This window comes from Pseudofrankia asymbiotica (assembly GCF_001983105.1).
Classification (GTDB): domain Bacteria; phylum Actinomycetota; class Actinomycetes; order Frankiales; family Frankiaceae; genus Pseudofrankia; species Pseudofrankia asymbiotica.
In genome coordinates this window covers 36,341-60,828 of record NZ_MOMC01000013.1, presented here as the reverse complement: position 1 = coordinate 60,828, position 24,488 = coordinate 36,341, and the positions used below count along the sequence as shown (strand labels likewise).

At 72.7% G+C, this 24,488-nt stretch carries 18 protein-coding genes; 11 read left to right on the top strand and 7 right to left on the bottom strand.

Annotated elements, in window-relative coordinates:
• Nucleotides 1-145 precede the first annotated feature (145 nt).
• The 4 genes from groL to BL253_RS06460 all read right to left on the bottom strand — a co-directional run bounded on the left by groL (nt 146) and on the right by BL253_RS06460 (nt 5,262).
• Nucleotides 146-1,789, bottom strand: a complete 1,644-nt coding sequence (gene groL, locus BL253_RS06475; protein ID WP_076814442.1) for a chaperonin GroEL — start codon at nt 1,787-1,789, stop codon at nt 146-148.
• 147 nt (nt 1,790-1,936) lie between these two features.
• Nucleotides 1,937-2,242, bottom strand: coding sequence for a co-chaperone GroES (gene groES / locus BL253_RS06470; RefSeq protein ID WP_007517139.1), 306 nt, complete (start codon nt 2,240-2,242; stop codon nt 1,937-1,939).
• A gap of 298 nt (nt 2,243-2,540) precedes the next feature.
• Nucleotides 2,541-3,500 carry an esterase/lipase family protein gene (locus tag BL253_RS06465; RefSeq protein ID WP_076814440.1) on the bottom strand — a complete coding sequence of 320 codons (960 nt, stop codon included), beginning with the start codon at nt 3,498-3,500 and terminating at the stop codon, nt 2,541-2,543.
• A 100-nt stretch (nt 3,501-3,600) separates the two neighbouring features.
• Complete coding sequence (locus BL253_RS06460) at nt 3,601-5,262, bottom strand: carboxyl transferase domain-containing protein (protein WP_198946192.1); 1,662 nt, start codon at nt 5,260-5,262, stop codon at nt 3,601-3,603.
• A gap of 466 nt (nt 5,263-5,728) precedes the next feature.
• Here BL253_RS06460 and BL253_RS06455 point away from each other — a divergent pair, with 466 nt between their 5' ends.
• The 8 genes from BL253_RS06455 (at nt 5,729) to purH (ending at nt 16,259) form a co-directional block, all read left to right on the top strand.
• A complete protein-coding gene (locus tag BL253_RS06455) occupies nt 5,729-7,666 on the top strand; it encodes a protein kinase domain-containing protein (protein ID WP_076814438.1) in 1,938 nt (645 codons plus the stop codon).
• A 410-nt stretch (nt 7,667-8,076) separates the two neighbouring features.
• A complete protein-coding gene (gene sucC, locus BL253_RS06450) occupies nt 8,077-9,243 on the top strand; it encodes an ADP-forming succinate--CoA ligase subunit beta (RefSeq protein WP_071050674.1) in 1,167 nt (388 codons plus the stop codon).
• Between the two features lie 79 nt (nt 9,244-9,322).
• Nucleotides 9,323-10,195: a succinate--CoA ligase subunit alpha gene (gene sucD / locus BL253_RS06445; protein ID WP_076814437.1), complete on the top strand. Its 873-nt coding sequence runs from the start codon at nt 9,323-9,325 to the stop codon at nt 10,193-10,195.
• A gap of 389 nt (nt 10,196-10,584) precedes the next feature.
• Nucleotides 10,585-11,481, top strand: a complete 897-nt coding sequence (locus tag BL253_RS06440; protein ID WP_076814435.1) for a hypothetical protein — start codon at nt 10,585-10,587, stop codon at nt 11,479-11,481.
• A gap of 177 nt (nt 11,482-11,658) precedes the next feature.
• Nucleotides 11,659-13,005, top strand: coding sequence for a cell division protein PerM (locus BL253_RS06435; protein WP_076814433.1), 1,347 nt, complete (start codon nt 11,659-11,661; stop codon nt 13,003-13,005).
• A gap of 196 nt (nt 13,006-13,201) precedes the next feature.
• Nucleotides 13,202-13,723: a helix-turn-helix domain-containing protein gene (locus BL253_RS06430; protein ID WP_076814431.1), complete on the top strand. Its 522-nt coding sequence runs from the start codon at nt 13,202-13,204 to the stop codon at nt 13,721-13,723.
• Nucleotides 13,724-13,915: 192 nt separating this feature from the next.
• Nucleotides 13,916-14,524, top strand: a complete 609-nt coding sequence (gene purN / locus BL253_RS06425) for a phosphoribosylglycinamide formyltransferase (protein WP_076814430.1) — start codon at nt 13,916-13,918, stop codon at nt 14,522-14,524.
• Between the two features lie 64 nt (nt 14,525-14,588).
• Complete coding sequence (gene purH / locus BL253_RS06420; protein WP_198946191.1) at nt 14,589-16,259, top strand: bifunctional phosphoribosylaminoimidazolecarboxamide formyltransferase/IMP cyclohydrolase; 1,671 nt, start codon at nt 14,589-14,591, stop codon at nt 16,257-16,259.
• Nucleotides 16,260-16,677: 418 nt separating this feature from the next.
• On the opposite strand, the gene BL253_RS06415 is transcribed toward purH, so the two are convergent.
• The gene (locus tag BL253_RS06415; RefSeq protein WP_076814428.1) at nt 16,678-17,019 is read right to left on the bottom strand and encodes a hypothetical protein; all 342 of its coding nucleotides are present in this window, start codon (nt 17,017-17,019) and stop codon (nt 16,678-16,680) included.
• A gap of 208 nt (nt 17,020-17,227) precedes the next feature.
• Here BL253_RS06415 and BL253_RS06410 point away from each other — a divergent pair, with 208 nt between their 5' ends.
• Together BL253_RS06410 and BL253_RS06405 are read left to right on the top strand one after the other, a co-directional pair.
• The gene (locus BL253_RS06410; RefSeq protein ID WP_241834578.1) at nt 17,228-17,638 is read left to right on the top strand and encodes a DUF3017 domain-containing protein; all 411 of its coding nucleotides are present in this window, start codon (nt 17,228-17,230) and stop codon (nt 17,636-17,638) included.
• Between the two features lie 313 nt (nt 17,639-17,951).
• A complete protein-coding gene (locus BL253_RS06405; protein ID WP_076814426.1) occupies nt 17,952-20,174 on the top strand; it encodes an NADP-dependent isocitrate dehydrogenase in 2,223 nt (740 codons plus the stop codon).
• A gap of 55 nt (nt 20,175-20,229) precedes the next feature.
• Here BL253_RS06405 and BL253_RS06400 read toward each other — a convergent pair whose 3' ends face one another.
• Nucleotides 20,230-21,507 (bottom strand): YhjD/YihY/BrkB family envelope integrity protein, encoded by a 1,278-nt coding sequence (locus BL253_RS06400; protein WP_241834577.1) that lies wholly within the window; start codon nt 21,505-21,507, stop codon nt 20,230-20,232.
• A gap of 204 nt (nt 21,508-21,711) precedes the next feature.
• Nucleotides 21,712-22,542 (bottom strand): serine hydrolase domain-containing protein, encoded by an 831-nt coding sequence (locus BL253_RS06395; RefSeq protein WP_076814566.1) that lies wholly within the window; start codon nt 22,540-22,542, stop codon nt 21,712-21,714.
• Between the two features lie 311 nt (nt 22,543-22,853).
• Between BL253_RS06395 and BL253_RS06390 the strand changes: the two genes are divergently transcribed.
• A complete protein-coding gene (locus BL253_RS06390) occupies nt 22,854-24,236 on the top strand; it encodes an NAD(P)/FAD-dependent oxidoreductase (RefSeq protein ID WP_081438055.1) in 1,383 nt (460 codons plus the stop codon).
• Nucleotides 24,237-24,488: the final 252 nt, after the last annotated feature.

The window sequence follows — 24,488 nt, the reverse complement described above, 5'->3', positions numbered from 1 at the left end:
GATACCGGAGCGGTTATGCTTCCGCCCTTTGCCCGGCGGGCATGTCGCCGCTCACGGGCTGTGGGGGGCCGGGTACAACAGGGCCAGGCAACAACGAAGGAGCCCGACCGGTGGGACCGGTCGGGCTCCTTCGTCCGTGCGAGGGCTAGAAGCCGGGGCCGTGGCTGTGCCCGTGCCCGTGGCTGTGCCCGTGGCCGCCAGCGGCGGCGACCGGCTCGGCCGGCTTGTCGACGACCAGCGCCTCCGTGGTCAGCAGCAGCGCCGTGATCGACGCCGCGTTGGCCACGGCCGAGCGGGTGACCTTGACGGGGTCGATGACGCCGTCCGCGAGCAGGTCGCCGTAGGTCTTCGTGGCCGCGTTGAAGCCGTGGTTGACCGGCAGCTCGGCGACCTTGTAGACGACGACCGGGCCGTCCAGACCGGCGTTGCGCGCGATCCAGAAGAGCGGCGAGGACAGCGCGGTGCGCACCAGGTTGACCCCGGAGCGCTCGTCGCCGGTCCTGCCCAGGCCATCGGCGAGCACCGTGGAGGCGTGCACCAGGGCGGAGCCGCCACCGGCGACCACACCCTCGTCGATCGCGGCCTTGGTGGCCGAGACCGCGTCCTCCAGGCGGTGCTTCTTCTCCTTGAGCTCGACCTCGGTGGCCGCGCCGACCCGGATGACCGCGACGCCGCCGGCGAGCTTCGCCAGCCGCTCCTGCAGCTTCTCCTTGTCCCAGTCGGAGTCGCTGGCGTCGATCTCCTGGCGGATCTGCTTGACCCGCGCGGCGACCGACTCGCCGTCACCGGCGCCGTCGACGAGGGTGGTGCTGTCCTTGTCGATGACGGCCCGACGGATGCGGCCCAGGTCCTCCAGCGTCACCGCGTCCAGCTTCAGGCCGACCTCCTCGGCGACGACCTGGCCGCCGGTGAGCACGGCCACGTCCTGGAGCATCGCCTTGCGGCGGTCGCCGAAGCCGGGCGCCTTGACGGCGACGACCTGGAAGGTCTTGCGCACCGAGTTGACGACCAGGGTCGACAGCGCCTCGCCCTCGATGTCCTCGGCGATGATCAGCAGCGGCTTGCGAGCCTGCACCACCAGCTCGAGCACGGGGAGCAGGTCGTTCAGGGAGCCGATCTTGCCGGGGTGCAGCAGGACGTAGGCGTCCTCAAGGACCGCCTCCATCCGCTCCGGGTCGGTGACGAAGTACGGGGAGATGTAGCCCTTGTCGAACTGCATCCCCTCGGTGAGCTCGAGCTCCAGACCCATGGTCTGGCTCTCCTCGATGGTGATGACACCATCCTTGCCGATCTTGTCGATCGCCTCGGCGATCAGCTCGCCCACCTGGGTGTCCTGCGCCGAGATTGCGGCGACCTGGGCGATCGTCTCCTTGGAGCTGACCTCGATCGCCGAGTCGAGCAGGGCCTTCGAGACGGCCTCGACGGCCGCCTCGATGCCGACCTTGAGCGAGACCGGCGCCGCGCCCGCGGTCACTTCCTTGAGGCCCTGGCGGACCATGGCCTGCGCCAGCACCGTCGCCGTCGTCGTACCGTCGCCGGCGACGTCGTTGGTCTTGGTCGCGACCTCCTTGACGAGCTGCGCGCCAAGGTTCTGGTTGGGGTCGGTGAGCTCCACCTCGCGGGCGATCGTCACGCCGTCGTTGGTGATGGTGGGCGCACCGTAGGACTTGTCGAGGACGACGTTGCGACCGCGCGGGCCGATCGTCACCTTGACCGCGTCGGCCAGGGTGTTCACCCCGTGCTCGAGTGCGTGGCGCGCGTCCTCGCGAAAACTGAGGATCTTGCTCATGTGATTGGGGGTCCTCCCGCTGCCGTTACCGGCACAACGCCGAGGGGGTGCGCCCCGAAGGCGGTGCCACCGTGTCTTCCCGTCGCGATGGCCCTGAAGGCCAGCGCGCGGGCCGGCTCACCGCGCTCGGGGTGCACCCCCACTCGACTACTTCTCGATGACCGCGAGCACGTCGCGGGCGGAGAGGACCAGGTACTCCTCGCCGGCGTACTTGACCTCGGTGCCGCCGTACTTGCTGTAGAGCACCACGTCGCCGACCTTCACGTCGAGCGGGACGCGCTTGCCATCCTCGAACCGGCCGGGGCCGACCGCGAGGACGGTGCCCTCCTGCGGCTTCTCCTTGGCCGTGTCCGGAATGACGATGCCCGAGGCGGTGGTCGTCTCCGCGTCCGACGGCTGGACCACAATGCGGTCCTCGAGTGGCTTGATGGCAACCTTGGTGGCGGTCGTCACGATCGACCTCCCCTTCCTGCGCTGGATGAGAGAGCGACCCTGGYGGCCTGCCGTCGCGGGTGAACAGGCGCCTCTGTCGCTTATCGTTGGCACTCTCACGTGCCGAGTGCCAACTTAGCATCAGTGCCGAACTCGTCAACCGACCTGGTCGTAACTGTGGCGTCGGTGAAGCCGTCGCCACAGTCGACGGCTTCACCGACTGCCTGGTCGAGGGGTGGATGGTTGCCGGCCGACAGGATCCAGCTTGTTCGACGGATTCCTAGAAGCCTGTGGGGGGCGCCTGGAGAGGCGGCGGGGCCTAGCGGGGCGTGGACTCGGCTGGCCAGATGATCGGGCCGTCGAGCCGGGCGAGGGCGACGGCGATGCCGTGGGCGACGTCCCCGTTGAACGGGAGCGCGTGGTGGCCGAGGCCTGGGATCGTCACGTTRCGCGCGGCGAGATCGGGATGGATCAGCGCCGCCGACTCGGGGCGTACCACCGAGTCCAGGCCGCCGCCGATCGCGAGGAAGCGGGTACGGCAGCCCGGCGCGGGCTGGGCGAGCTCCGTCAGCAGCGGCGAGCCGGGCCGCAGCGACGCGACAAGTCGGTACGGGACGGCCCGGGGCACCAGGTGGGCGAGCCTCGTGCCCCCGTGCGGTGTGCCGAGTGTGACCAGCGTGTGGACCTGCTCGTCGCCGCGGAGCCGCTGTACGTAGTAGCGGGCCACCACCCCGCCGAGCGAGTGCGCCACGATGTGGACCTGCTGATAGCCGGTCCTGGAAAGGACGTCGTTCACGGCGCCCTCGAGCATGACGGCCGCCTGCGGGACACCGGTCGCGTACAGCGGAAGGTTGATCGTCTCAACCCGACTGAACCCACGCCGGCGCAGCGTGCGCTGTAGGCGGGTGAAGATCGAGCGATTGTCCACGAGCCCGTGCACCAGCAGGATCGGCATGCCGGCGGCGGCCGGGTGGCCCACCAGCAGCCCGCGCTGCAGCGGGCCGAGCCTGGCCAGGCTGTACAGGTCCGTCACAGGGGCGCGGCCCGCGCGGACACCGACGGGGTAGAAGGCGGCGTGCGTGGCGATGCATGCCGCCTCGGTGACGAGGCCGCGCACGGCGGCCGGGGCCGCGCCGATGCGCCGCGTCAGCACCCGCCCGACGCCGAGCGGGGCTGTCGCCACGTCGCGGGTGTACCGGCCGGCGACCGTTCCGAGCTGGCGCAGCCACGGACGGGTGCTTTCGCGGCCCGCTAGCGGGAGTTCGGTGTCCGGTCGCATGTCAGCCAGCCCGTTGGTGCAGGCCTCGCGAGGAGGCCAAGCCGGGAACACATAGTCATGATCCGTATGGCGAGTAGTCGGGGTAGGAGGGACCGTGACGTTACAGCTGGCCGGGTAGTGCTGTCGACCACTTCGTCCGCCGGGTGGACAGACGAACGCCCTGGTCAAGGGCGGTGAGCCGGGCGAGTGTCGCGGCCACGCCACGGACGATGGCGGCCGGGTCGGTCGAAGGGAGCACCTCGTCGGCGAAGCCCAGCCGCAACAGGTCGGTGGGCCGCAGGCCACCGAGGTCCGCGGTCCGCTCGGCGGGGATGCGCAGCGTGGCGGCCGCGCCCTCCGGCGAGAGCGCGGTCAGATAGCTGTCCGGCGTCATCAGCACGGCGTCGGCGCAGGCCGCCGCGAGCGCCCCACCGGAGCCGCCCTCACCGACGACGACGGACACGGTCGGGCTCGGGCAGCGCAGTACCGCCTCCATGGCGGCGCCGATCGCCGCCGCGACGCCGCCCGCCTCGGCCCGCGGGCTCGGATCGGCCCCCGGGGTGTCGACGAACAGGATCAGTGGCAGCCCCAGCTTGCCGGCGAGCCGAGCCGCCCGCGCGAGCAGCCGGTAGCCGGCCGGGCCGGGAGCACCGCCCGGCTCGGCCGCGACCGCCACCCCGACGACGCCCTGTGCCCCCGAGCGCCCGGGGGCGTCCGGTCCCGCGCCGTTTGGTACGCCCGGGGCCGGCCCCGGGGCCGGGGCGAGCAGGCCGAGCCGAGCCCGCACGGCGGGATCACCACCGGCCATTTCGACCCCGTGCGCCGCCATCGCGTCGAGCGCCACGCCGCCGCCCGTGCGACCCGCCGCTCGGGCGGCGAGCACCTGGGCCCAGCCCAGCCCGCCGTCGGCGGCCCTGCTCCCCTCTCTCGCGGCACCGCTGTCACCCGCCGCCCGGATGTCCGTCGCCGCGCGACCGTCCGACGAGCCGGCGTCGGCGTCGGCGTGGCTGGCACGCGCGTCATCGCGGTGCGCGGCCGGCGCGGCGGCGTCCACGGCGGGCACGGCCGTCGCCGCGACGAGAGCGGCCGCGAGCCAGGCATCCATGTCACCCGGTTCGACGACGGCGTCGACCAGCCCGGCCCGCCACGCGGCCTCGGCGGTGTGACTGTCGGCGTCGGGCGGCACGCCGGTGACGGCGGCGACGACCCGCGGGCCGGCGAAGCCGACCGTCGCCCCGGCCACCGCGCAGCGCAGGTCGGCCCTGGAAGCGATCGTCACCCATACGCCGCCGGTGGTCGGGTGGTCGACCACGGCCACGTGGGCCACGCCAGCCTCGTCGAGTCCCGCGGCGGCGAGCGTCGCCCTCGGTAGCCCCACCAGTCCGGCGACCCCCTCCTGCAGGCGCGTGCCGCCGCTGCGCAGGAAGGACAACAGCGGCCGGCGAGTGGCGGCGGCGTGCTCGGCCGCGGCGGCGAACGCGGCGGCGTCGACCTCGCCGAAGCTCCCGCCGTACACGTCGAATTCCCAGACCGCGACGACGCAGTCGACGCCGGCCACCGGGCCCACGCCCCACCAGACGGCCTGGGCGCCGGCGTAGTCGGGCCAACGCAGACGGTTCGGAGCTGGATCGCTGCGTGGTGATGGTGTCACGCCGGCGAGCAGCCTCGTGCGCCAGTCGGTGGGCGTGAACCGGGGCGGCGCGGTGGCGTCGGCAGCGGTGCCGGCGAGCTCCGGCCCGGGCCGGCGGGACGGGCCTGTCGGCGACGCGGCGCGATCGGTCATGTCCGCATCGTCGGACCCACCGAGGTGCCGTGTCGTCGCGCGGAGCGGAATGTCACTGTGCGCACCACCCTGCGGTGCGTGATGTTCGCGCCGTCGCCCTCGGACCGGCCGTGGCCGGCCAGAACGGAACTGCCTGGTCCCGGCGCCGTCGCCGCGGTAGACGGCGGAGCGTAATGTCGCGACCCCACCTCCGTGGCAATGTGCGCGCGTGAGGCCGTGGAGGGGTGTGCATACTGTCCGGAGTCGCTATATGCCGATAGCGTCCGGATGCCTACTTCGACACGGGCTGTCCAGGTGGTTGGAAGCGGTCCAGCCAGCCGGTAGCCAGGTCCATGCCCTGGTAGCTGGCGCTGTCGGCGTTCGGCGGCGGACATCGGCCGGAGGCCGGTCCCGCGAGGCGGCCGGCACCGCTGGTCCGACGGGGCGCCCGTACGCCGCCGCGGCTCCGGTCAGCGCGAGGGGGGCCATGCTCACACCGCTCACGGACGACGATCCCATCGCCATCGGTCCGTACCGGCTGCAGAACCGGATCGGTGAGGGCGGCATGGGCACCGTCTACCTCGCGTTCACCGACCGGCAGCAGCCGGTCGCGGTGAAGGTCGCCTCCGCCGAACTGTCGGAGGACGTCGAGTTCCGCCGTCGCTTCCAGCGGGAGGTCAGGGCCGCGCAGCGAGTCCGCGGCGGCGCGGTCGCGACGGTGCTCGAGGCCGACACCGCCGCCGACCGGCCATGGATGGTCACCGAGTACGTGGAGGGCATCAGCCTGGCCGACGCGGTCCGCCGGCGCGGCCCGCTGCCCGAGCGGCTGGTCCGGGGACTCGCCGCCGGGCTCGCCGACGCGCTGGTGGCGATCCATGAGGCTGGCGTCGTTCACCGCGACCTCAAACCGTCGAACATCCTGCTCGCCTGGGACGGCCCCAAGGTCATCGACTTCGGGATCGCCCAGCTGGACGGCAACGCGACGCTTACCCGGTCCGGCCATGTCGTCGGGACGCTCGCCTGGATGGCGCCCGAGCAGATGCGCGGCGAGCAGGCCGGCCCCACGGCCGACATCTTCTCCTGGGGTTGCTGCGTCGCCTACGCGGCGACGGGCCGGCATCCCTTCCACGCCGACCGGGCCGAGGCGCTCGCGTTCCGCATCCAGCGTGACGCGCCGGACCTGGAGCACCTGCCCGGCTACCTGTCCGACACCGTCGTGCCGGCGCTGGAGAAGGAGCCACGGCTTCGTCCGTCGGCGGTGGCGCTGCTCGCCGTGCTCAGCGGCCAGCCGGTGCGCAGCAGGAGTGACGCGCACCGCGCGACCGAGACGGTGCTGGAACGTGACTGGACCGGGCAGTTACCCGGCGCCGGCGTACAGCGCGGCCCGGATGGGCACCAGGGCCAGAGAGGCCGAGCGGCCTCGGCGTCACCGGTGCCCGTCTCGCCGCCGGCTCCCATGCCCCGGCCGTCACCCGCTCCCGAGCCGCCGCCGACGCGGCGTCCTTACCCGAACGAGATCTCGCCCCCGGCCCCGGCCTGGCCAGTGCCCGCCCAGCCGCTGGAACGACATCCGGGGGACTGGCGATCGTCCCAGCTGGACCACCGGGACGACCAGCCCTCCTCGTACGAGGAACCTCCTCGCCGGGACTCGTGGCACTCCGAGCCTCCTTACTATTCCGACTCTCCGTACCCGGACAATTCGTATCCGGGTCCCGCGCGCTCCGGTTCCGCCGGCGCCGGGACTCCCTACGCGGATCCCGCGTATTCCGGCCCTGAACGCTCGTTCGCGCGGCCGTCGCACAGGGAACCGCCGCATTCGCCGGCCGCTCACGGGGGCGGTGCGTACCCCGGGCCGACGCCACCACCGATCCCGCGGGCGCCCGGCGAGGACTGGCGGTCGGCCCGGGCTGGCTCGCTGGGCGTGCCACCGCCGGCTGACACGTTCCGCCCGTCGCCGTCGCCGTCGCCGTCGCCGTCGATGCCGATGCTTCCCCCAGGGCGGGGCGAGTCGCCGGCACCGCGCGCGTGGCCACAGCCACCGGCGGATCGCTCGCCGGGTAGCCAGCCGAGTCGTCAGCGGGCGGCCGGAGCGGAGCTCGAGCGGTACCCGGCCGGGGTCGTCGCGGCGGCGGTGAGCCCTCGGCCGGGGCCGTCGACCGGCCGGCCGGCGGGGAGCCGCAGGGCCAGCCGGCGCCCGGCCAGCCCACGGTGGAACCTTCCCGCGGTGTTCTCGGCGGTGTTCGCCGTCCTGTGGCTGTTCGGAGCCGGCAGCGTCGCCGGTATCTATCTCGGTTACCGGGCCCGGGCCGTCACCCGGAGCGGCCCTCTGCGTGGCGACCGCCTCGCGGCGGTGGGCATCGTGCTCGGCTGGCCGGGCCTCGTCCTGGCGGTGCTGTTTCTTGGGTACGCCGCCGGGCACGGCTGAGTTCCGCTGCGTCCGCCCGCCGGGCGCCATGCCCACTACAAATCACACTGTGTGAGATCGGACATATGCGCCGGCTCTCGGCGGAGCGCCGCCGGTCGATGCTTGCGGTTGCTGGCAGGTGCCCCCGCCGCCGCGGACACCCGAGCGGGGGCGTCGCGGGCGGTTTTGTACGGTTCTGCCGCGTGCGTACGGGCGGCTCCGGCCTCTGGGCGGCCGGTCGGTGGCCATGGAGCCGGTCAGAGCCACCCCGTATCGCGCGGCAAGACTMACTCACGGCGCTACAGCGTCACCTGAATGGCGCGGAGTCACTTGTGGGCCGCGCCGCGCAGGCGCGCGTCACGGCGGGTGCGTCAGTAGRCTCGCATCCGTTCCGTGCATCCCCTGACCGACCGCACCCGACTGGACGGACCGTGGATCTCTTCGAATACCAGGCGAAGGCACTCTTCGCCGAGCATGGCGTCCCGGTGCCCACCGGCAAGACCGCCACAACCCCCGACGAGGCCCGCGCGATCGCCGCGGAGCTGGGCGGTAAAGTCGTCGTGAAGGCCCAGGTCAAGACCGGTGGCCGCGGCAAGGCCGGCGGTGTCAAGGTAGCCGACGGCCCGGAGGACGCCTACGAGAAGGCGACCGCCATTCTCGGCATGGACATCAAGGGCCACACCGTGCATTCGGTGCTGGTGGAGCAGGCCAGCAACATCGCGGAGGAGTACTACGCGTCGTTCCTGCTGGACCGCGCGAACCGCACCTTCCTGGCGATGGCCTCGCGCGAGGGCGGCATGGAGATCGAGGAGGTCGCGGCCACCAAGCCCGAGGCCCTCGCCCGGATCCACCTCGACCCGCTGACCGGCGTCGACCTCGCGAAGGCCCGCGAGATCGCCGTCGCCGCCAAGCTCCCGGAGGCCGCCCTCGACGGCGCGGCCGAGCTGCTCGTCAAGCTGTGGGAGACCTTCGTCAAGGCGGACGCCACCCTGGTAGAGGTCAACCCGCTCATCCTCACCGGCGACGGTCAGGTGATCGCGCTCGACGGCAAGGTGAGCCTGGACGAGAACGCCGACTTCCGGCACCCGGAGAACGAGGCGCTCGTCGACGTCTCCGCGGTGGACCCGCTGGAGCAGAAGGCCAAGGAAAAGGGCCTCAACTACGTCAAGCTGACCGGCTCGGTCGGCATCATCGGCAACGGCGCGGGCCTGGTCATGTCGACCCTCGACGTCGTCACCTACGCCGGCGAGGAGTTCGGCGGGCAGCGCCCGGCGAACTTCCTCGACATCGGCGGTGGCGCCTCGGCTGAGGTCATGGCGAACGGTCTGTCGATCATTCTGTCCGACCCGTCCGTCAAGAGCGTCTTCGTCAACATCTTCGGCGGCATCACCGCCTGCGACGCGGTCGCCAACGGCATCATCAAGGCCCTCGAACTGGTCGGTGAGGTGACCACCCCGCTGGTGGTCCGCCTCGACGGCAACAACGCCGAGGAGGGCCGGCGGATCCTCGCCGAGGCCAACCTTGCGGTCGTCAAGCCCGTGGACACCATGGACGGCGCGGCGAAGCTCGCCGCCGAGCTCGCCGCCGCCGCGGCCTGACAATTACCCGGCAGGCTTCCGGGGTGCGGCGGAGAACCCGACCGCACCCCCACGGCCTGGGTGAAAGGAACCGCTCGCAATGGCCATCTGGCTCGACGAGAACAGCCGCATCGTGGTGCAGGGCATCACCGGCTCCGAAGGCAGCAAGCACGCGAAGCGCATGGCGGCGTCCGGCGCCAACATCGTCGCTGGCGTGAACGCACGCAAGGCGGGCCAGTCCCAGGACGGCGTGCCGGTGTTCGCGTCCGTCACCGAGGCGATCGAGAAGACCGGGGCCAACGTCTCCGTCATCTTCGTCCCGCCGAAGTTCACCAAGGACGCCGCGATCGAGGCCGTCGACGCGGAGATCCCGCTCGCCGTCGTCATCACCGAGGGCGTACCGGTGCACGACACCACCGAGTTCTTCGCCTACGCGCAGGGCAAGGGCAAGACGCGCATCATCGGCCCGAACTGCCCGGGCATCATCAGCCCTGGCAAGTCGAACGCCGGCATCATCCCGGCCAGCATCACCCCGCCGGGCCGGATCGGTCTGGTCAGCAAGAGCGGCACGCTGACCTACCAGATGATGTACGAGCTGCGTGACTTCGGCTTCTCGACCGGCGTCGGCATCGGYGGTGACCCGGTCATCGGAACCATTCACATCGACGCCCTCGACGCGTTCGAGGCCGACCCCGAGACCGACGCGATCGTGATGATCGGTGAGATCGGTGGCGACGCCGAGGAGCGCGCGGCCGCGCACATCGAGGCGCACATCACCAAGCCGGTCGTCGGCTACGTCGCGGGCTTCACCGCGCCGGAGGGCAAGACGATGGGGCACGCCGGCGCGATTGTCTCCGGCTCGTCCGGCACCGCGCAGGCGAAGAAGGAAGCACTGGAGAAGGCGGGCGTGCGGGTCGGCAAGACGCCGTCGGAGACGGCCCGTCTGATGGCCGACATCATGCGGTCGCTGTAGGGCACGGCGCGGAGCGTCTCCTTCCTGCAACGACCGTCGGTGTGGCGGGGCGCCTCAGGCTCCCCGCCACATCCGACCGCCCTGGTCGCGGACCAGCGCATATGCCCGTGGCCAGCGCCGGTCCCAGCGGGTGGCCCGGGGAGGCCGCGACGGCGCGCGAGTCGGCGAGACGCACTCGGGCACCGTTCGTCCTCTGTTCGGCCACATGCACTCCCCATGCGGCACCCGCGGTGCGAGGTGGGTAACCGAGACTCGGCGGAGGCGGCGGGAAGCGAGCCTCCTCGGGCGCGGCGGCGACGGCGTGGGGAGAATGCAGAAGACTTCCGCGGCGGTGCTTGGTGAACTAGGTCCGGCGCTTGGGCATTCCGGACGAAGTGGGGTTGGTCCCGATGGTGAAGATCGCTGGTCGCGACGTCGTCACCAGTGACGTCGGCGTCGTGGCCGGTGGCCTGGTGGTGCTGATCTCCAGTTTCCTGCCGTGGATGGGGATCGACTGGTTTTACTACCGGGGCAGCATCCACATGGGCTGGGCCAGCGGCCCGCTCGCCGTGGTCGCGATCGTGCTCTCGTTCGCCGCCGTGGGCCTGGCGGCCGCCCGAATCATCACCAATCTGAGGCTGCCCGCGATCGGCCCGGTGGGCCCAGCGCTGCTCACCGTGATCCTCGGTGCCGTCGCGACCTTGTTCATCCTCATCCGGCTGGTCACCGTCCACCCCTGGGACTCGCGTTTCGGCCTGTACTTCGGCCTGGTCGGGGCCGCCGCTCTGACCGGCTTCAGCGTCGTCGGACTGCTTGCCAGCGGTGAGCAGATCCCTGGCCGCGGGCCGGTGACCGGCACACCGCCCTGGGGGCAGCGGCCTCCTTACGGCCAGCCCTATGGGCAGCCGTACGGACACCCGGGCGCGGCGCCGGCGCCCTACGGGCAGCAGCCAGCCACCCCTTACCCACAGCCACCGGCCACGGGTTACCCACAGCCACCGGCCACGGGCTATGGCCAGCCGGCGCCGGCGCCTGGGTACGGCCAGCCGACGCCGGCTCCCGGCTATGGTCAGCCGACGCCGGCGCCTGGGTACGGCCAGCCGACAGCCCCGCCCGCGCCGGGCGTTGGCCAGCCAACGCCCGCGCCGGGCTCTGGCCAGCCGCCGGCGCCGTATGGTCCGCCGATCCACGGCCAGCCGCCGGGGACTCCCGCGCCGGGCTATGGCCAGGCCCCGCCGCCCGGGCACGACCCGGCGCAGCAGCAGCCGCCGCAGGCCGGCGCCCCTTATGGCGAGCAGCCCAGCTAGTCCGGGCCGGAACGCGCTGAAGACCGTCGAAGATCGGCCGGCGGCTCGTCCTTGGCGGATTTGACCGCGAGACGAGGACTGCCCACCATGCGGTGGTATCGGCTGGATAGGTCCATTTCCGGCTATGCCCCGGCGTGTTGGCCCGGTGTGGCGGCGTGAGCGTGCGAGCGTCGTCCCGTGGCCCATCCTGTCGCCTCACGCGGTGCCGCGGCGCTTCGGCTGACCCGGCTCGCCAGGCTCGCGCACGCGTTCGGCGTCGCGCTGCCGGGGCCGGCGGTGACCTGCGCGGCGGGGCTGGTCGCCGTGCAGCTGCTGGTGCTGGTCGTATGGGGAGCCGACACCAGATCAAGCGCCGGCGCCGGCGCCGCGCTGCGGATCGGTGCCGACCTGTGGCTGCTCGCGCACGGCGCGACCCTGCGGCTCCCGGACGGAGACGTGCGCGTCCTCCCGCTGGGACTGGCCGCTCTGCCCGTGCTGCTCGCGGCCTTGTCCGGTTACCGGCTGGCCGCCGCCCGGGCCGGCGGGGCCGCCTCGCGCGTGCCGCGGGAGGTCGACGTCGCCGCGGGTCTCGCTGGCCGGGTCGGGTCGGGCCTGCGCTCTCGGATTCCCAGCCTGTCCGGCTTCGCGCCGCTGTCGGCCGGTTCCGGCGCGCGTACGACGCCGCCACGGCGTCGAGTCCGGCCACACCGGGTGTTCCTGGACATTGTCGCGGTCGTGTTCGCGCAGACCGCGCTGGTCTGCGTGGTCTGCTGGGCCGCGTCAAGCCCGATGGCCCGGCCGGTGCCCGGCTCGGCGGCGCTGGGCGCGGCCGGGCTGTCGGGCCTGGGCGCGACCATCGGAGTGCTGGCTGGCCACCGCCGTCTCGGCACGGCCTGGCGGCGGGTGCCGGCGATGCTGCGAGTGCCCCTGGCCGGCGGGCTCGCGGCGACAGCAGCGCTCGTGGCGATCGGCGCGCTGGGCCTGTGCGTGCTCCTGCTTGTCCGGGCGGGCAGCGTGTCCGGCGCCGCCAGCGGGCTGGACCCGGGCCCGGTCGGCGGGGTCGGGCTGGTCGCTGTCCAGCTCGTACTGCTGCCCAACCTGGTCATCTGGGCATGCTGCTACGCGCTGGGCATCGGATTCGCCGCCGGGCCCACCGCCACCGTGAGCCCGACGTCCGCCGCCCCGACCACCCTGCCCGACCTGCCGGTGTTGCGGCTGCTGCCCTCGGACGCCCTCCCCGGCTGGGCCTGGCTCGTGCTCGCCGTGGTGCCGCTCGCGGCGGGGACGGCGCTCGCGCTGTCGGTGCGCCGGGCTATCCCGGGCGCCACCCTGCTCGGCCGCCTCGGCATGGTGCTGACCGGTGCGGCCGCCTGCGCGCTGCTGGTCGGGCTGCTCACGGCGCTGTCCGGCGGTGGCATAGGCACCCAGGCGGCATCCTCGTTCGGACCGGCGGCTGGCTGGGCGATCCTGGCGGCCGCGACGGAGGTCGCGATGGCCGGTGCGCTGGTGACCAGCGTGGTCGAGCTCGTCCGCCGCCGTCCCTAGCGCCCATGCCGGGCCTCACGGCCGCGCGCCGGCGCGCGGCCGCGGGTGTCGTAGCTGGTCGTTACGGTGTGATCGTCCGGGCGGCCGCCCGGAGAGGCCAGCCGCCCACCGGAGCCCCGCGGGCTCGCCGCCCGTGACCGGCTAGCGGGCGGCGCGGCCGGCCCGCGATGCCCGCCTGGAGTCCGGGGAGGCCGTCATGGCACCCACCGCGGCACAGATTCGTGCCCAGTCGGCCGACCTGCGTGCCCTGGGCTGGTCCTACCGGCGGATCGCCGCGCACTGGCAGCTGGCCCAGGGCCTGGGCGCCCGGCTCGCGTTCCGGCTGGCGCACGGCTGGACGCAGGAGGACGCGGCCCGGTGCTGGAACGAGCGATGGCCGGACTCCCCGAAGTCCGGCAAGTCCTTCAGCTATTGGGAGACGTGGCCCGCGCCCGGCGGCCGCGCTCCGTCGCCGCTCGCGTTGGCCCGCYTCGCGGAGCTGTATCTGTGCCGCCCCGGCGACCTGCTGGATGGTCTCGACCACGGCGTCCTCGACCCGGGCCTGGACGCGGGTGGCGGGCCAGACGGCTGCCGTCACCTGGACCGCCATGGCTGGGGCTGCCCGGCCGGCCACGACGGCCGCGCCGTCGTGGGGCCGCCCGACCCGGACTTCGAGCTGGACCTGGGCCTCTCGTTCGGCCAGCAGTTCTGGCACCCCGCCGACGCGTTGCGCGGGTAGCGCGGATGGCGGCGCCTGGAGGGGGCAAGTCAGTACAGTCGGGGGTCGAGTCACCGCCCCGGGCCGCGCTGGCGGATCGGTCGGCAATGCACCCGATTCCCGACCACCCGGTCCCTGACCACGTCAAGAGGGCGTGAAGCGCCCGATGACGGGGTGCTTCACGTCCCGCCCTGATTGCCTCCGGAGGGTCCTGTGCCTGCCCGCTTGGTCGTTCTCGCGTCGGGCGCTGGTACCACCCTGCAAGCGGTCCTGGACGCCTGTCAGGACCCGGCCTACGGTGCGAGGGTCGTCGCGGTCGGCACGGACCGGGCGGGCACGGGCGCCGAGCGCCGTGCGCTGGCGGCGGGTGTACCGGTGTTCACCGTCCGGCTGGAGGACCACCCCGACCGGGACGCGTTCAACGCCGCGACGGCGGACCGGATCGCGGCCGAGCGCCCCGACCTGTTGGTGCTCGCCGGGTATATGAAGATTCTCGACAAGCAGGTCGTCGGGCGGTTCCGCACAGTCAACACCCATCCGTCACTGCTGCCGTCGTTCCCCGGAGCCCACGCGATCCGGGAGGCGCTGGCGCACGGCGTGAAGGTCAGTGGAGTCACCGTGCACTGGGTGGACGAAGGGGTCGACACCGGGCCGATCATCGCCCAGGCGGCAGTGGACGTCCTTTCGGGCGATACCGAGGACGTCCTGCGCACCCGGATCCAGGCAGTCGAACGCCGGTTGTACGTCACGACGATCGGTGAGATCGCGCGAGGGTGGCTGTCAGAGGCCGCGATCCGCCAGGACGTCTCCCGCCGCCGGTAGGGCGCGAAGAGGTCGTCTGGCGGCATAGAGACCGTGCGGAACGCACGGTCGACAAGGAGGAGCTATGACGAGGCCGCAGGATCCGACGACGGTCCCAGCGGGGGCCGGCGGCCCGGCGGCGGATTCCCCGGCCGCCGGTGCCGCGCCGGGTGCGGAGGTCGTCGCCACCGGGCGCCGGCGGCTGCGCCGGGCGCTGGTCAGCGTCTACGACAAGTCGGGGCTGGGTGACCTCGCCGAGGCGTTCCAGGCGGCCGGGGTGGAGGTCGTGTCGACGGGCTCCACGGCCGAGGCGCTGGCGAAGCACGGTCTCGCCGTCACCCCGGTGAGCACGGTGACCGGTTTTCCCGAGGTGCTCGGTGGCCGGGTGAAGACGCTGCACCCCCGGGTTCACGCGGGCCTGCTGGCCGACCTGCGCCAGGTGGAGCACGCCGAGGCGCTGGCCGAGCTCGACATCGAGCCGTTCGACCTGGTCGTCGTCAACCTGTACCCGTTCCGGGAGACGGTGGCCGCCGACGCGACCGAGGACGAGGCGGTCGAGCAGATCGACATCGGCGGACCGGCGATGATCAGGGCGGCGGCGAAGAACCACGCGTCGGTCGCGGTCGTCGTCGAGCCGGACGACTACCCGGCGCTGATCGAGGCGGTCCGGGACGCCGGCTTCGACCTCGCCGCGCGTCGCCGGCTCGCCGCCAGGGCGTTCGCCCACACCGCCGGCTACGACGCGGCGGTCGCGTCCTGGTTCGCGAGCGTCGTCGCTCCGGACGAGACCGCCAGCCAGACCGGCTGGCCAGACGTGCTGACAGCCCAGTGGCGGCGCTCGGACGTGCTGCGCTACGGCGAGAACCCGCATCAGCGAGCCGCCCTCTACGTCGCCACCGACGACCGGACCCCGGGGCTGGCGACGGCGAAGCAGCTGCACGGCAAGCAGATGTCCTACAACAACTACACCGACACCGACGCGGCCCGCCGCACCGTCTACGACTTCGCGGACCCGACCGTCGCGATCATCAAGCACGCCAACCCGTGCGGGATCGCCGTCGCGGGCGACATCGCCGAGGCCCACCGCAAGGCGCACGCCTGCGACCCGCTGTCGGCCTTCGGCGGCGTGATCGCGACCAACCGGCCGGTCACCGTCGAGCTCGCGGAGCAGATCGCGGAGATCTTCACCGAGGTCGTCGTCGCGCCGGCCTACGAGCCGGGCGCCGTGGACGTCCTGTCCCGCAAGCCGTCGATCCGGCTGCTGGAGTGCGCGCCGCCGCCGCACCAGCGCGGCGTGGAGCTACGCCCGATATCCGGTGGGCTGCTGCTGCAGTCCCGCGACGCGCTGGACGCGGCCGGGGACGAGCCGTCGGCCTGGACGCTGGAGGCCGGCGCGCCGGCCGACGAGGCGACGCTCGCCGACCTGCGGTTCGCCTGGCGGGCGATCCGTTCCGTCAAGTCGAACGCGATCCTGATCGCCGCCGACGGCGCGACCGTCGGGGTCGGCATGGGCCAGGTGAACCGCGTCGACGCGGCCCGGCTCGCGGTCACCCGGGCCGGGGACCGGACGAAGGGGGCGGTAGCCGCCAGCGACGCGTACTTCCCGTTCCCGGACGGCTTTCAGGTGCTGGCCGACGCCGGGGTGCGGGCCGTGGTCGAGCCGGGCGGATCGGTCCGCGACGAGCTCGTGGTCGCCGCGGCGCGGGAGGCCGGTGTCACGCTGTACTTCACCGGTGTGCGCCACTTCGCGCACTGAGTCGTGGAGCACCACCGAGGCCCTCGAACAGGGAGGGGCTCGGCAACGCGAAGAGACTCGGGCGCGGGCCGCGCCGTCGAGGAGCGAGACGCCCCAGCGGCGGCGAGCCTCGGCCTCACCGGCCCGCGCCGTGCCCGCCCCGGCGGCTCTGGCCACCGTGCCCGCCGCCGCGCCTACCGGAGCGGCGTTCCCGCCTCGTGCGAGCGTCAGGGGGCAGAGCACGGCCGTCACCTGTCTCCCCACTCGGGTGGGGAGACCCAGGGACCGTGTCGCGCTGGTCTTTGGCACCGGCCGGCGGAGGCTCCCGCTCCCAGCCTGGTTCCGCGTGGGGTTCACCTGGACTGGCCGCCGGGCCCGGGAGAGAACGCTGGGCGGTCGGCGGCCGGTCGAGGGGAAGGGGGCGGTCGGCGCCAGAGCTTCAGACGCTTGTCGACTCCGCGGCGGTCGTGCCCCGCCGAGCCGGGCTCGTCGAGCCGGTCGTCGTGGTCGTGCCGGTGGCCGCGGTGGTGCTGGTGCTGGCCGTCGTGCTGGCCTGACCGCCGGGCACGTCGCTGTTCGGCACGTAGCGCTGCGAGACCCAGTCGAGCGCCTCGCGCCACGAGGCGCCGTAGAGGACCGAGATTCGATCCGCGGTCTGGCGCGCGAGCGCCTGGACGAACACGCGGTCGTCGCTGTCGAGGTGCCGGGCGTCCCCGAACGTCTCCCACGCCCGGAACATCAGCTCCTGAAGCTTCTTGCTGTGTGGCGACTCGTCTGCCACGTCACGCTCCTCCTGCTGTGGGACCTGACGCGGCAGTCTGCCCTAGTCCGGGCGAGCGCCGTGCGGTGGGGGTGCCCAAAGGGTCAAACGAGGCGCGGCAGTGTTCTGTCTTCGCGCCTCCGGCGGGCCTGTGCTCAGAAGCCCTACATGGGTGGGCGTGCCCGGTCGTGGCGGCTCTCCCTACACTGTGAGCGTGGCTGGACCGGGCGTGACGCGAGGTCAGCGGCCGCCGCCCGCGCCGCGTTCCCCGGCGGTTGGTGGCTCCGCCCCGCGGCCGGGTTCGCGGGCCCAGGCGAAGGCGCGGCGGGCAGCGGAGCGCCGCAGCCGCTCGCCGTGGTTCATCCGGCAGTTCGTGCTGACGGCGGCGCTGGCCGGCGTGACGCTCGGCCTTGTCATGGTCGCGCAGCAGCAGCGGTGGCGGCAGGGCCTGTTGGGTGTCGGTGCCGTGCTGCTGGTGATGGCGCTGGTGCGTCTCACCCTGCCCACGCGCCGCGTCGGGATGCTCGCGGTGCGTGGCCGCCTGCTTGACACGGCCATCCTTCTGATCCTGGGAATCTCTGTGATCGGTCTCACGCTGACGGTCCCGATCCCCCCCGTCCTCCCGGTCTCCGGTTCGTAGTCACCCCTATGTCAGGGTCCGGAACCATGTGGGGAGGGCCTGTCGCGCCCGACGGACAGGCGCGGAGCGTTTGTCACACTCGCGGGCAGCGAGCGCCTCGCGCGCGGTAGCCTCGCCTGCGCCCGATCCCTTACCACCGCGACGCTCACCTGGCCGCAGGCTGCCACCGCTCGGCGACGATCAGACCGGAGCCGGTGTCCTGCCTGGGCTCGCCCCTCGACCTGCCCACGACGGCCCTGAGCGCCCGGCCAGGTCGAAGCGAGCGGGACTACCGTTGGGTAGCCAGAAGCACCAGACGCGAAGCGGAGTAGCGGTGACAGAGTCAACAATCATCTATACGTTCACCGACGAGGCGCCGGCCCTGGCGACGTATTCGTTCCTCCCGGTGATCCAGGCCTATGCCGCCACCGCTGGCGTCCCCGTCGACAGCCGCGACATCTCGCTGGCTGGTCGGATCATCGCCATCTTCCCGGAGTACCTGGAGGAGTCCCAGCGCGTCGGTGACGCCCTCGCGGAGCTCGGCGAGCTGGCGCTGCGGCCCGAGGCGAACATCATCAAGCTGCCGAACATCTCGGCTTCGATCCCGCAGCTGAAGGCGGCGGTCGCCGAACTGCGGGCCAAGGGCTACGCGCTGCCGGACTACCCGGACGACCCGAAGACCGACGAGGAGCGCGAGGTACGCGCGCGCTACGACAAGGTCAAGGGCAGCGCGGTCAACCCGGTGCTGCGCGAGGGCAACTCCGACCGGCGCGCCCCCGCGTCGGTGAAGAACTACGCGCGCACCCACCCTCACAAGATGGGGGCCTGGAGCGCCGACTCGAAGACGAACGTCGCGACGATGGGCCACGACGACTTCGCCAGCACCGAGACGTCGGCTGTCATCGACGCCGACGGCGCGCTGCGCATCGAGCTGGCCGGCGCGGACGGCACCACCACCGTGCTGAAGGAGAACGTCAAGGTTCTCGCCGGTGAGGTCGTCGACACCGCCGTGCTGCGCGTCGGCCCGCTGCGCGCCTTCCTTACCGAGCAGATCGCCCGGGCCAAGGCCGAGGGCGTGCTGTTCTCCGTGCATCTGAAGGCCACGATGATGAAGGTCTCCGACCCGATCGTCTTCGGTCACGTCGTGCGCGCGTTCTTCCCGAACACCTTCGCGACCTACGGCKCCACCCTCGCCGCCGCGGGCCTGAACCCGAACGACGGCCTCGGCGCCATCCTCGCCGGCCTCGCCGCGCTGCCCGACGGTGAGGCGATCAGGGCGTCCTTCGAGGCCGAGCTGGCCGACGGCCCGGCGCTGGCGATGGTCGACTCCGACCGCGGCATCACCAACCTGCACGTGCCGAGCGACGTCATCGTCGACGCCTCCATGCCGGCGATGATCCGTACCTCCGGCCACATGTGGGGGCCGGACGGCGACGAGGCCGACACGTTGGCCGTCCTGCCGGACAGCAGCTACGCCGGGGTCTACCAGGTCGTCCTCGACGACTGCCGGGCGAACGGCGCCTACGACCCCGCGACGATGGGATCGGTGCCGAACGTCGGCCTCATGGCCCAGAAGGCCGAGGAGTACGGCAGCCACGACAAGACGTTCGAGATCCCGACAGCCGGCACCGTGCGGGCCGTTGACGGGTCCGGCGCCGTGATCCTGGAGCAGCCGGTCTCCGAGGGCGACATCTTCCGGATGTGCCAGGTCAAGGACGCCCCGATCCGGGACTGGGTGAAGCTCGCCGTCACCCGCGCCCGCGCCACCGGCGACCCGGCCGTGTTCTGGCTCAACGAGAACCGCGCGCACGACGCCCAGCTGATCAAGAAGGTCCAGGCCTACCTGTCGGAGCACGACACCGAGGGCCTGACCATCGAGATCCTGTCGCCGGTCGACGCCACCGCGTACTCACTCGAGCGGATCCGGCGGGGCCTCAACACGATCTCGGTCACCGGCAACGTGCTGCGGGACTACCTGACCGACCTCTTCCCGATCCTGGAGCTGGGCACCAGCGCCAAGATGCTCTCGGTCGTCCCGCTGATGGCCGGCGGCGGCCTGTTCGAGACCGGTGCCGGCGGCTCGGCGCCCAAGCACGTCCAGCAGCTGGTCAAGGAGAACTACCTGCGCTGGGACAGCCTGGGCGAGTTCCTGGCCCTCGCCGTCAGCTTCGAGCAGTTCTCGAACGTCACCGGCAACGCCCGGGCCAAGGTGCTCGGCGAGACGCTCGACCGGGCGACCGGCACGTTCCTCAACGAGAACAAGTCGCCGGCCCGGCGCGTCGGCGGGATCGACAACCGTGGCAGTCACTTCTACCTGGCGCTCTACTGGGCCCAGGAGCTCGCGGCGCAGACCGCCGACGAGGAGCTGGCCGCCGCCTTCGCGGGCTTCGCGAAGACGCTGACCGAGCAGGAGTCGACGATCACCGCCGAGCTGCTCGCCGTACAGGGCTCGCCGGCCGACATCGGCGGCTACTACCAGCCGGACCCGGCCAAGGCCCGCGCGGTCATGCGCCCCTCGGCTACCTTCAACGAGACCCTCGCGGCACTGACCGTCTGACGGCATGCCCGTCTGACGGCACTGCCCGTCTGACGGTCAGACCCCGCGAGACCGCCTAACGGTCGACGCGCCGGCCGCTCTCGCCCTGTCCCGGGGCGGGGGCGGCCGACGTCGTCTCCGGGGCCCGATCCGCCCGGTCGACCTCCCGCCCGTCGCGGCCGGCCCCCTGGTGGCTCGTGCCGCGACCAGGGAGGCGGCGCGGGACGACCCGACGGAAGCGGTCGGCGACCCAGCGCCGGTTGTCGTGCTCAGGCTCGGCGTCCTTGGGCCCGCCGTGCTGGCTGGGCGTCCGGCCGCTGTCGGGGGGCTCGGCCCTGACGGGCTCGCGGCGGTCGCCGGTCTCGTCCCGTCCCTCGGCGGCGCCCCGTCCCTCGGCGGCGCCCCGCGCGTCGACGCCGCCCTGTTGCGTACCGGGCACGTGCGGCTGGTCGGCGTCATCGACCTGGCCGTCATCGGGCTGGCCGTCCTCGGCCTCGTCGCGCTGACCGGTGTCGGTTCGCTGGCCGGCGGTGCCGGACGGGTGGATGTCCGAGTTACCGGGGGCAGTGACCGCCCAGGCCGCGGCGAACAGTATCCAGCGCATCAGGATGTTGATCCAGATGAGCAGTCCGACGATGACGGCGAATGTGCCGTAGACCGGGTTGCTGGTTGTCTTGCCGACCAGCCAGGTGCCGAGCAGCTTGAACAGCTCGAGACCGACCGCGCCGAGAAGCGCCGCCCGGACGACCGCGCGCCGGTTGGTCTTCTTCGGCAGCCGCCAGAACAGGTACAGGAAGACCATCGTGTCCGCGATCAACGCGAGCAGGAAGCCCAGCAGCCCGGCCAGCCAGGCCGCCACGGAACTGCCCTCCAGACCGGTTGCCCGCAGCAGCACCCCGTTGGCCGACGTGGCGACGCTGGTGAGCGCCAGCGAGACGATGAGCAGCAGGCCGAGACCGAGAAGGACGCTGATGTCGCGGAGCCGGCGGGTGACGAGGTTGCCCGCGTCGGTGCTCTGGTGCCACATCAGCCGGATCGCGTCGCGCAGCGCGGAGACGCACGCCACCCCGGCGAGTACCAGACCGACCAGACCGATGAGCCCGACGCCGATCTTCGCCGAGCCGATGCTGGACACGTTCAGCTTGTCGGCGAGCCCCGGCAGGTAGCCGTTGATCTGCTTGACGATCTCCTGCTTGATGTCGGGAGACGCGGCGACGACGAAGCCGAGGACCGCGTAGATCAGCGCGATGATCGGAAAGAAGGACAGGAAGGCGAAGTAGGTGACGCCGGYGGCCAGCCGATCGCCACCGTCGGAGGTGTATCGCCCATAGGCCCGGATGGYGTGGTCAAGCACGGGAATTCGCCGACGGGCCGTCGAGACTCCGCCGGACACCCCGCGCCAGGTCGCGCCGAACGCCCCGCGGATGTCTGCCACGCAGCGTGCATACCCCTGCCGCGCCGGAACGCAACCATTCCCTCGGCCACGCAAACGGGCTAACTACGCGGACAGGCCGGAGTCGCCAGGTCGGGCGGCGCGGAGGTCAGGCGGCAAGGGTGCTCAACGCGGCCGCGCCTCAGCGAGGACGGCGTCGGAGAAGGGCGGCCAGGCCTCGGCGGCCCAGGGGCCGAAGTCGCGGTCCGTGAGGCATACGCACGCCACCCCGGCGACCGGGTCCACCCACAGGAACGTGCCCGACCGGCCGAAATGGCCGAATGTCGCCGGCGAGTTGGTCGCCCCGGTCCAGTGCGGCGTCTTGTGGCCGCGCAGCTCGAAGCCGAGCCCCCAGTCGTTCGGCCGTTGCATCCCGAAGCCCGGCAGCACTCCGTCCAGCCCCGGGAAGGCGACCGCCGTCGCCGTGACGAACGTCTCTGGCGCGAGCAGTGTCGGGGAGAGCAGCTCGCCGGCGAAGGCGGCGACGTCGTCGACCGTCGAGAGGACCCCGTAGGCGGGTGACGACTCCAGCACGGACGAGGTCATCCCCAGAGGCGCGAACACCGCCTCGTCGAGATAGGCGGCGAACCCGATTCCGGTCGCGGCCTCCAACGCCCGGCCGAGCTCCTCGAACCCGGTGTTGGAGTAGATCCGGCGGGTGCCGGGGCGAGCGAGGATCCGCGTCTCGGAGAAGGCGAGGCCAGAGGCATGAGCGAGAAGGTGGGCGATGGTCGAGCCCTCCGGGCCGGCCGGGTCGTCAGGAGCGAAGGCGCCTTCCTCGATCGCGACCAGCGCCGCGTAGGCGGACAACGGCTTCGACACCGACGCCAGCCGGAACCGGGCCGCCGTATCGCCGGCCTCGGCCACCCGGCACACCGACCCGTCCGCCGCGCGCGCGAGGACCGCCACCGCGACAGTGGGAACGGGCCAGTCGGAAACCTGCTTGAGCGCCTCCACGATCCGCACTCTATGAACAGGACGTCCCAGGCGGGCCGGCCCGCGGCCGCTCCCGGCTGTTTCGGGAGTCACAGGACAACCGTCGACCCCGGCCAGGCGTCGCCGACGCCTGGCCGGAGCCCCGGCTGCCAGACTGGGCCGGAGCCCCGGCTGCGAAACTGGGTCAATGCGCCGCCTTCGTGCCTATCGCGCGCCATGACGGCCCGCCTGACCGCGGTCGTCGCCCTGGTGCCGACCCGGGCCGTCGCCGCGGCACCCGCCGCCACCGATCTCGCCGCCCCAGCCGCCGTCCAGACCGCTAGGACAATCCGATGAGCGCCGCCACGACCTCCGACGAGTCCGCGGCTCTCGCCTTCCCGCGCCGCCCGGCCGGACCCGCCGGGGTGCCCGGGGTGCCGGAGGCTCCCGAGGTGCCGGCGGTGCGGATGGGTGACCCGGCCCCATTGCGCGAGCGTCTGGTCGACGTGCTGATCGTGGGCGGCGGCCCCGCGGGAGCGGCCGCGGCGCTGGCGGCGCTGCGGCACCGCCCGGACGCCACCGTGGTGATCGCCGACCTGGCCACCTTCCCGCGTGACAAGACCTGCGGAGACGGCATCGCGCCGCATGGGCTCGACGTGCTGCGCGAGCTGGGGGTGCCTGACGCCACCGCCGGCTTCCAGCCGGTCGACCGGATGCGCCTGCGCACTCCGGGTGGCGCCGAGGTCGCCACTCCGTTCACGCGTGCCGCCCATGTCATCCCGCGGATGGTCTTCGACGCCCGGCTCGTCGCGGCCGCCGCCGCCCGCGGCGCGCACGTCATCCGGCACCGGATCCGCGAGATCGCGCTGACCACGGTCGACGGTGCTCCGGCCGTCGTCGTCGACGGCGGGGCGCTCGCCGCCCRGGTGCTCGTCGGCGCCGATGGCGCCAACTCGGTGGTGCGCCGAGCGCTGGGCATCGGGATCAACCCGCCGGAGTCGCTGGCGATCGCGGTCAGGGCCTACGCCGACGCGCCCAAGGCCGACATGCCGCCCGAGCAGTACATCGAGATGACCGACGAGGGCTGGCCGGCCTACGCCTGGTCGTTCCCGATCGGCGACGGGCGGGCGAACATCGGTTTCGGGATGCTGCGTTCCCAGTTGGGCGCGACGGCCGCCGCCCGCGGCGCCGCCGGCGACCCGGCCGTTTCGGGCCGGGCGGTGCTGCACGGGACGCTGGCGAAGATCCTGCCCGAGCAGCCGGCCTATCCCGGCACAGTGCGCGCGCACCATCTGCCGATGTCGACCTGGCGGCCCCGCCAGCCCGACGGCCAAATCCTGCTCGCCGGCGACGCGGCGTCGCTGGTCAACCCCCTCACCGGCGAGGGGATCTACTACGCGTTGCTGTCCGGCTCGCTGGCCGGCGACGCGGCGATGCGGGCCGTCCTCGCCGGGCGGCCGGCCAGGGCAGGCGCCGCCTACCGGGGCGCGCTCGCCGGGGAGCTCGGCCGCCATCTGCGGCACACCACGCTCCTCGCGGGCCTTGCCGGGCGGCACCGCACACTCAYGGACGCGGCCGTGCGTTCCGCGAGTCGGCGTACGGAGCTTTACGACACCCTCGTTGAGATCGGCTTGGGCCGAGGCACTATTCCGACGGCATCACTGGCTCGGCTCGCGGCCCGACGGCTGCTTCCGCACCGCTCTGTCGCGTCTGAGCCAGGGCTTAGGCCTGTCTGATACCAGCTCGGACCGGAACGTCACAAACCGCCGGTGTTCGATGCGGTAGCCGCTGGTGAGGTGCGGTCAGCCGGAAGGCCGGCAGCGGACCCTCGAAGCGACGCTCCGGTCCGTATGCCCCCGCATGGGGCATCCTGGGACCGGTCACGATGACCGGTCGACGTCGGATAGAAGACCAATATCACGCTGGCCCCGAGTGGGGAAGCAAGCAGCCGGCCGCTATCCTTGACAAAGACCTGTCGAATCCTCTAA

Bases quoted from the DNA above. Each gene is read 5' to 3' on its own strand.
- groL (WP_076814442.1), bottom strand. From the start codon at position 1,789: ATGAGCAAGATCCTCAGTTTTCGCGAGGACGCGCGCCACGCACTCGAG.
- BL253_RS06460 (WP_198946192.1), bottom strand. From the start codon at position 5,262: ATGACCGATCGCGCCGCGTCGCCGACAGGCCCGTCCCGCCGGCCCGGG.
- purH (WP_198946191.1), top strand. From the start codon at position 14,589: ATGACGAGGCCGCAGGATCCGACGACGGTCCCAGCGGGGGCCGGCGGC.
- BL253_RS06440 (WP_076814435.1), top strand. From the start codon at position 10,585: ATGGTGAAGATCGCTGGTCGCGACGTCGTCACCAGTGACGTCGGCGTC.
- BL253_RS06455 (WP_076814438.1), top strand. From the start codon at position 5,729: ATGCTCACACCGCTCACGGACGACGATCCCATCGCCATCGGTCCGTAC.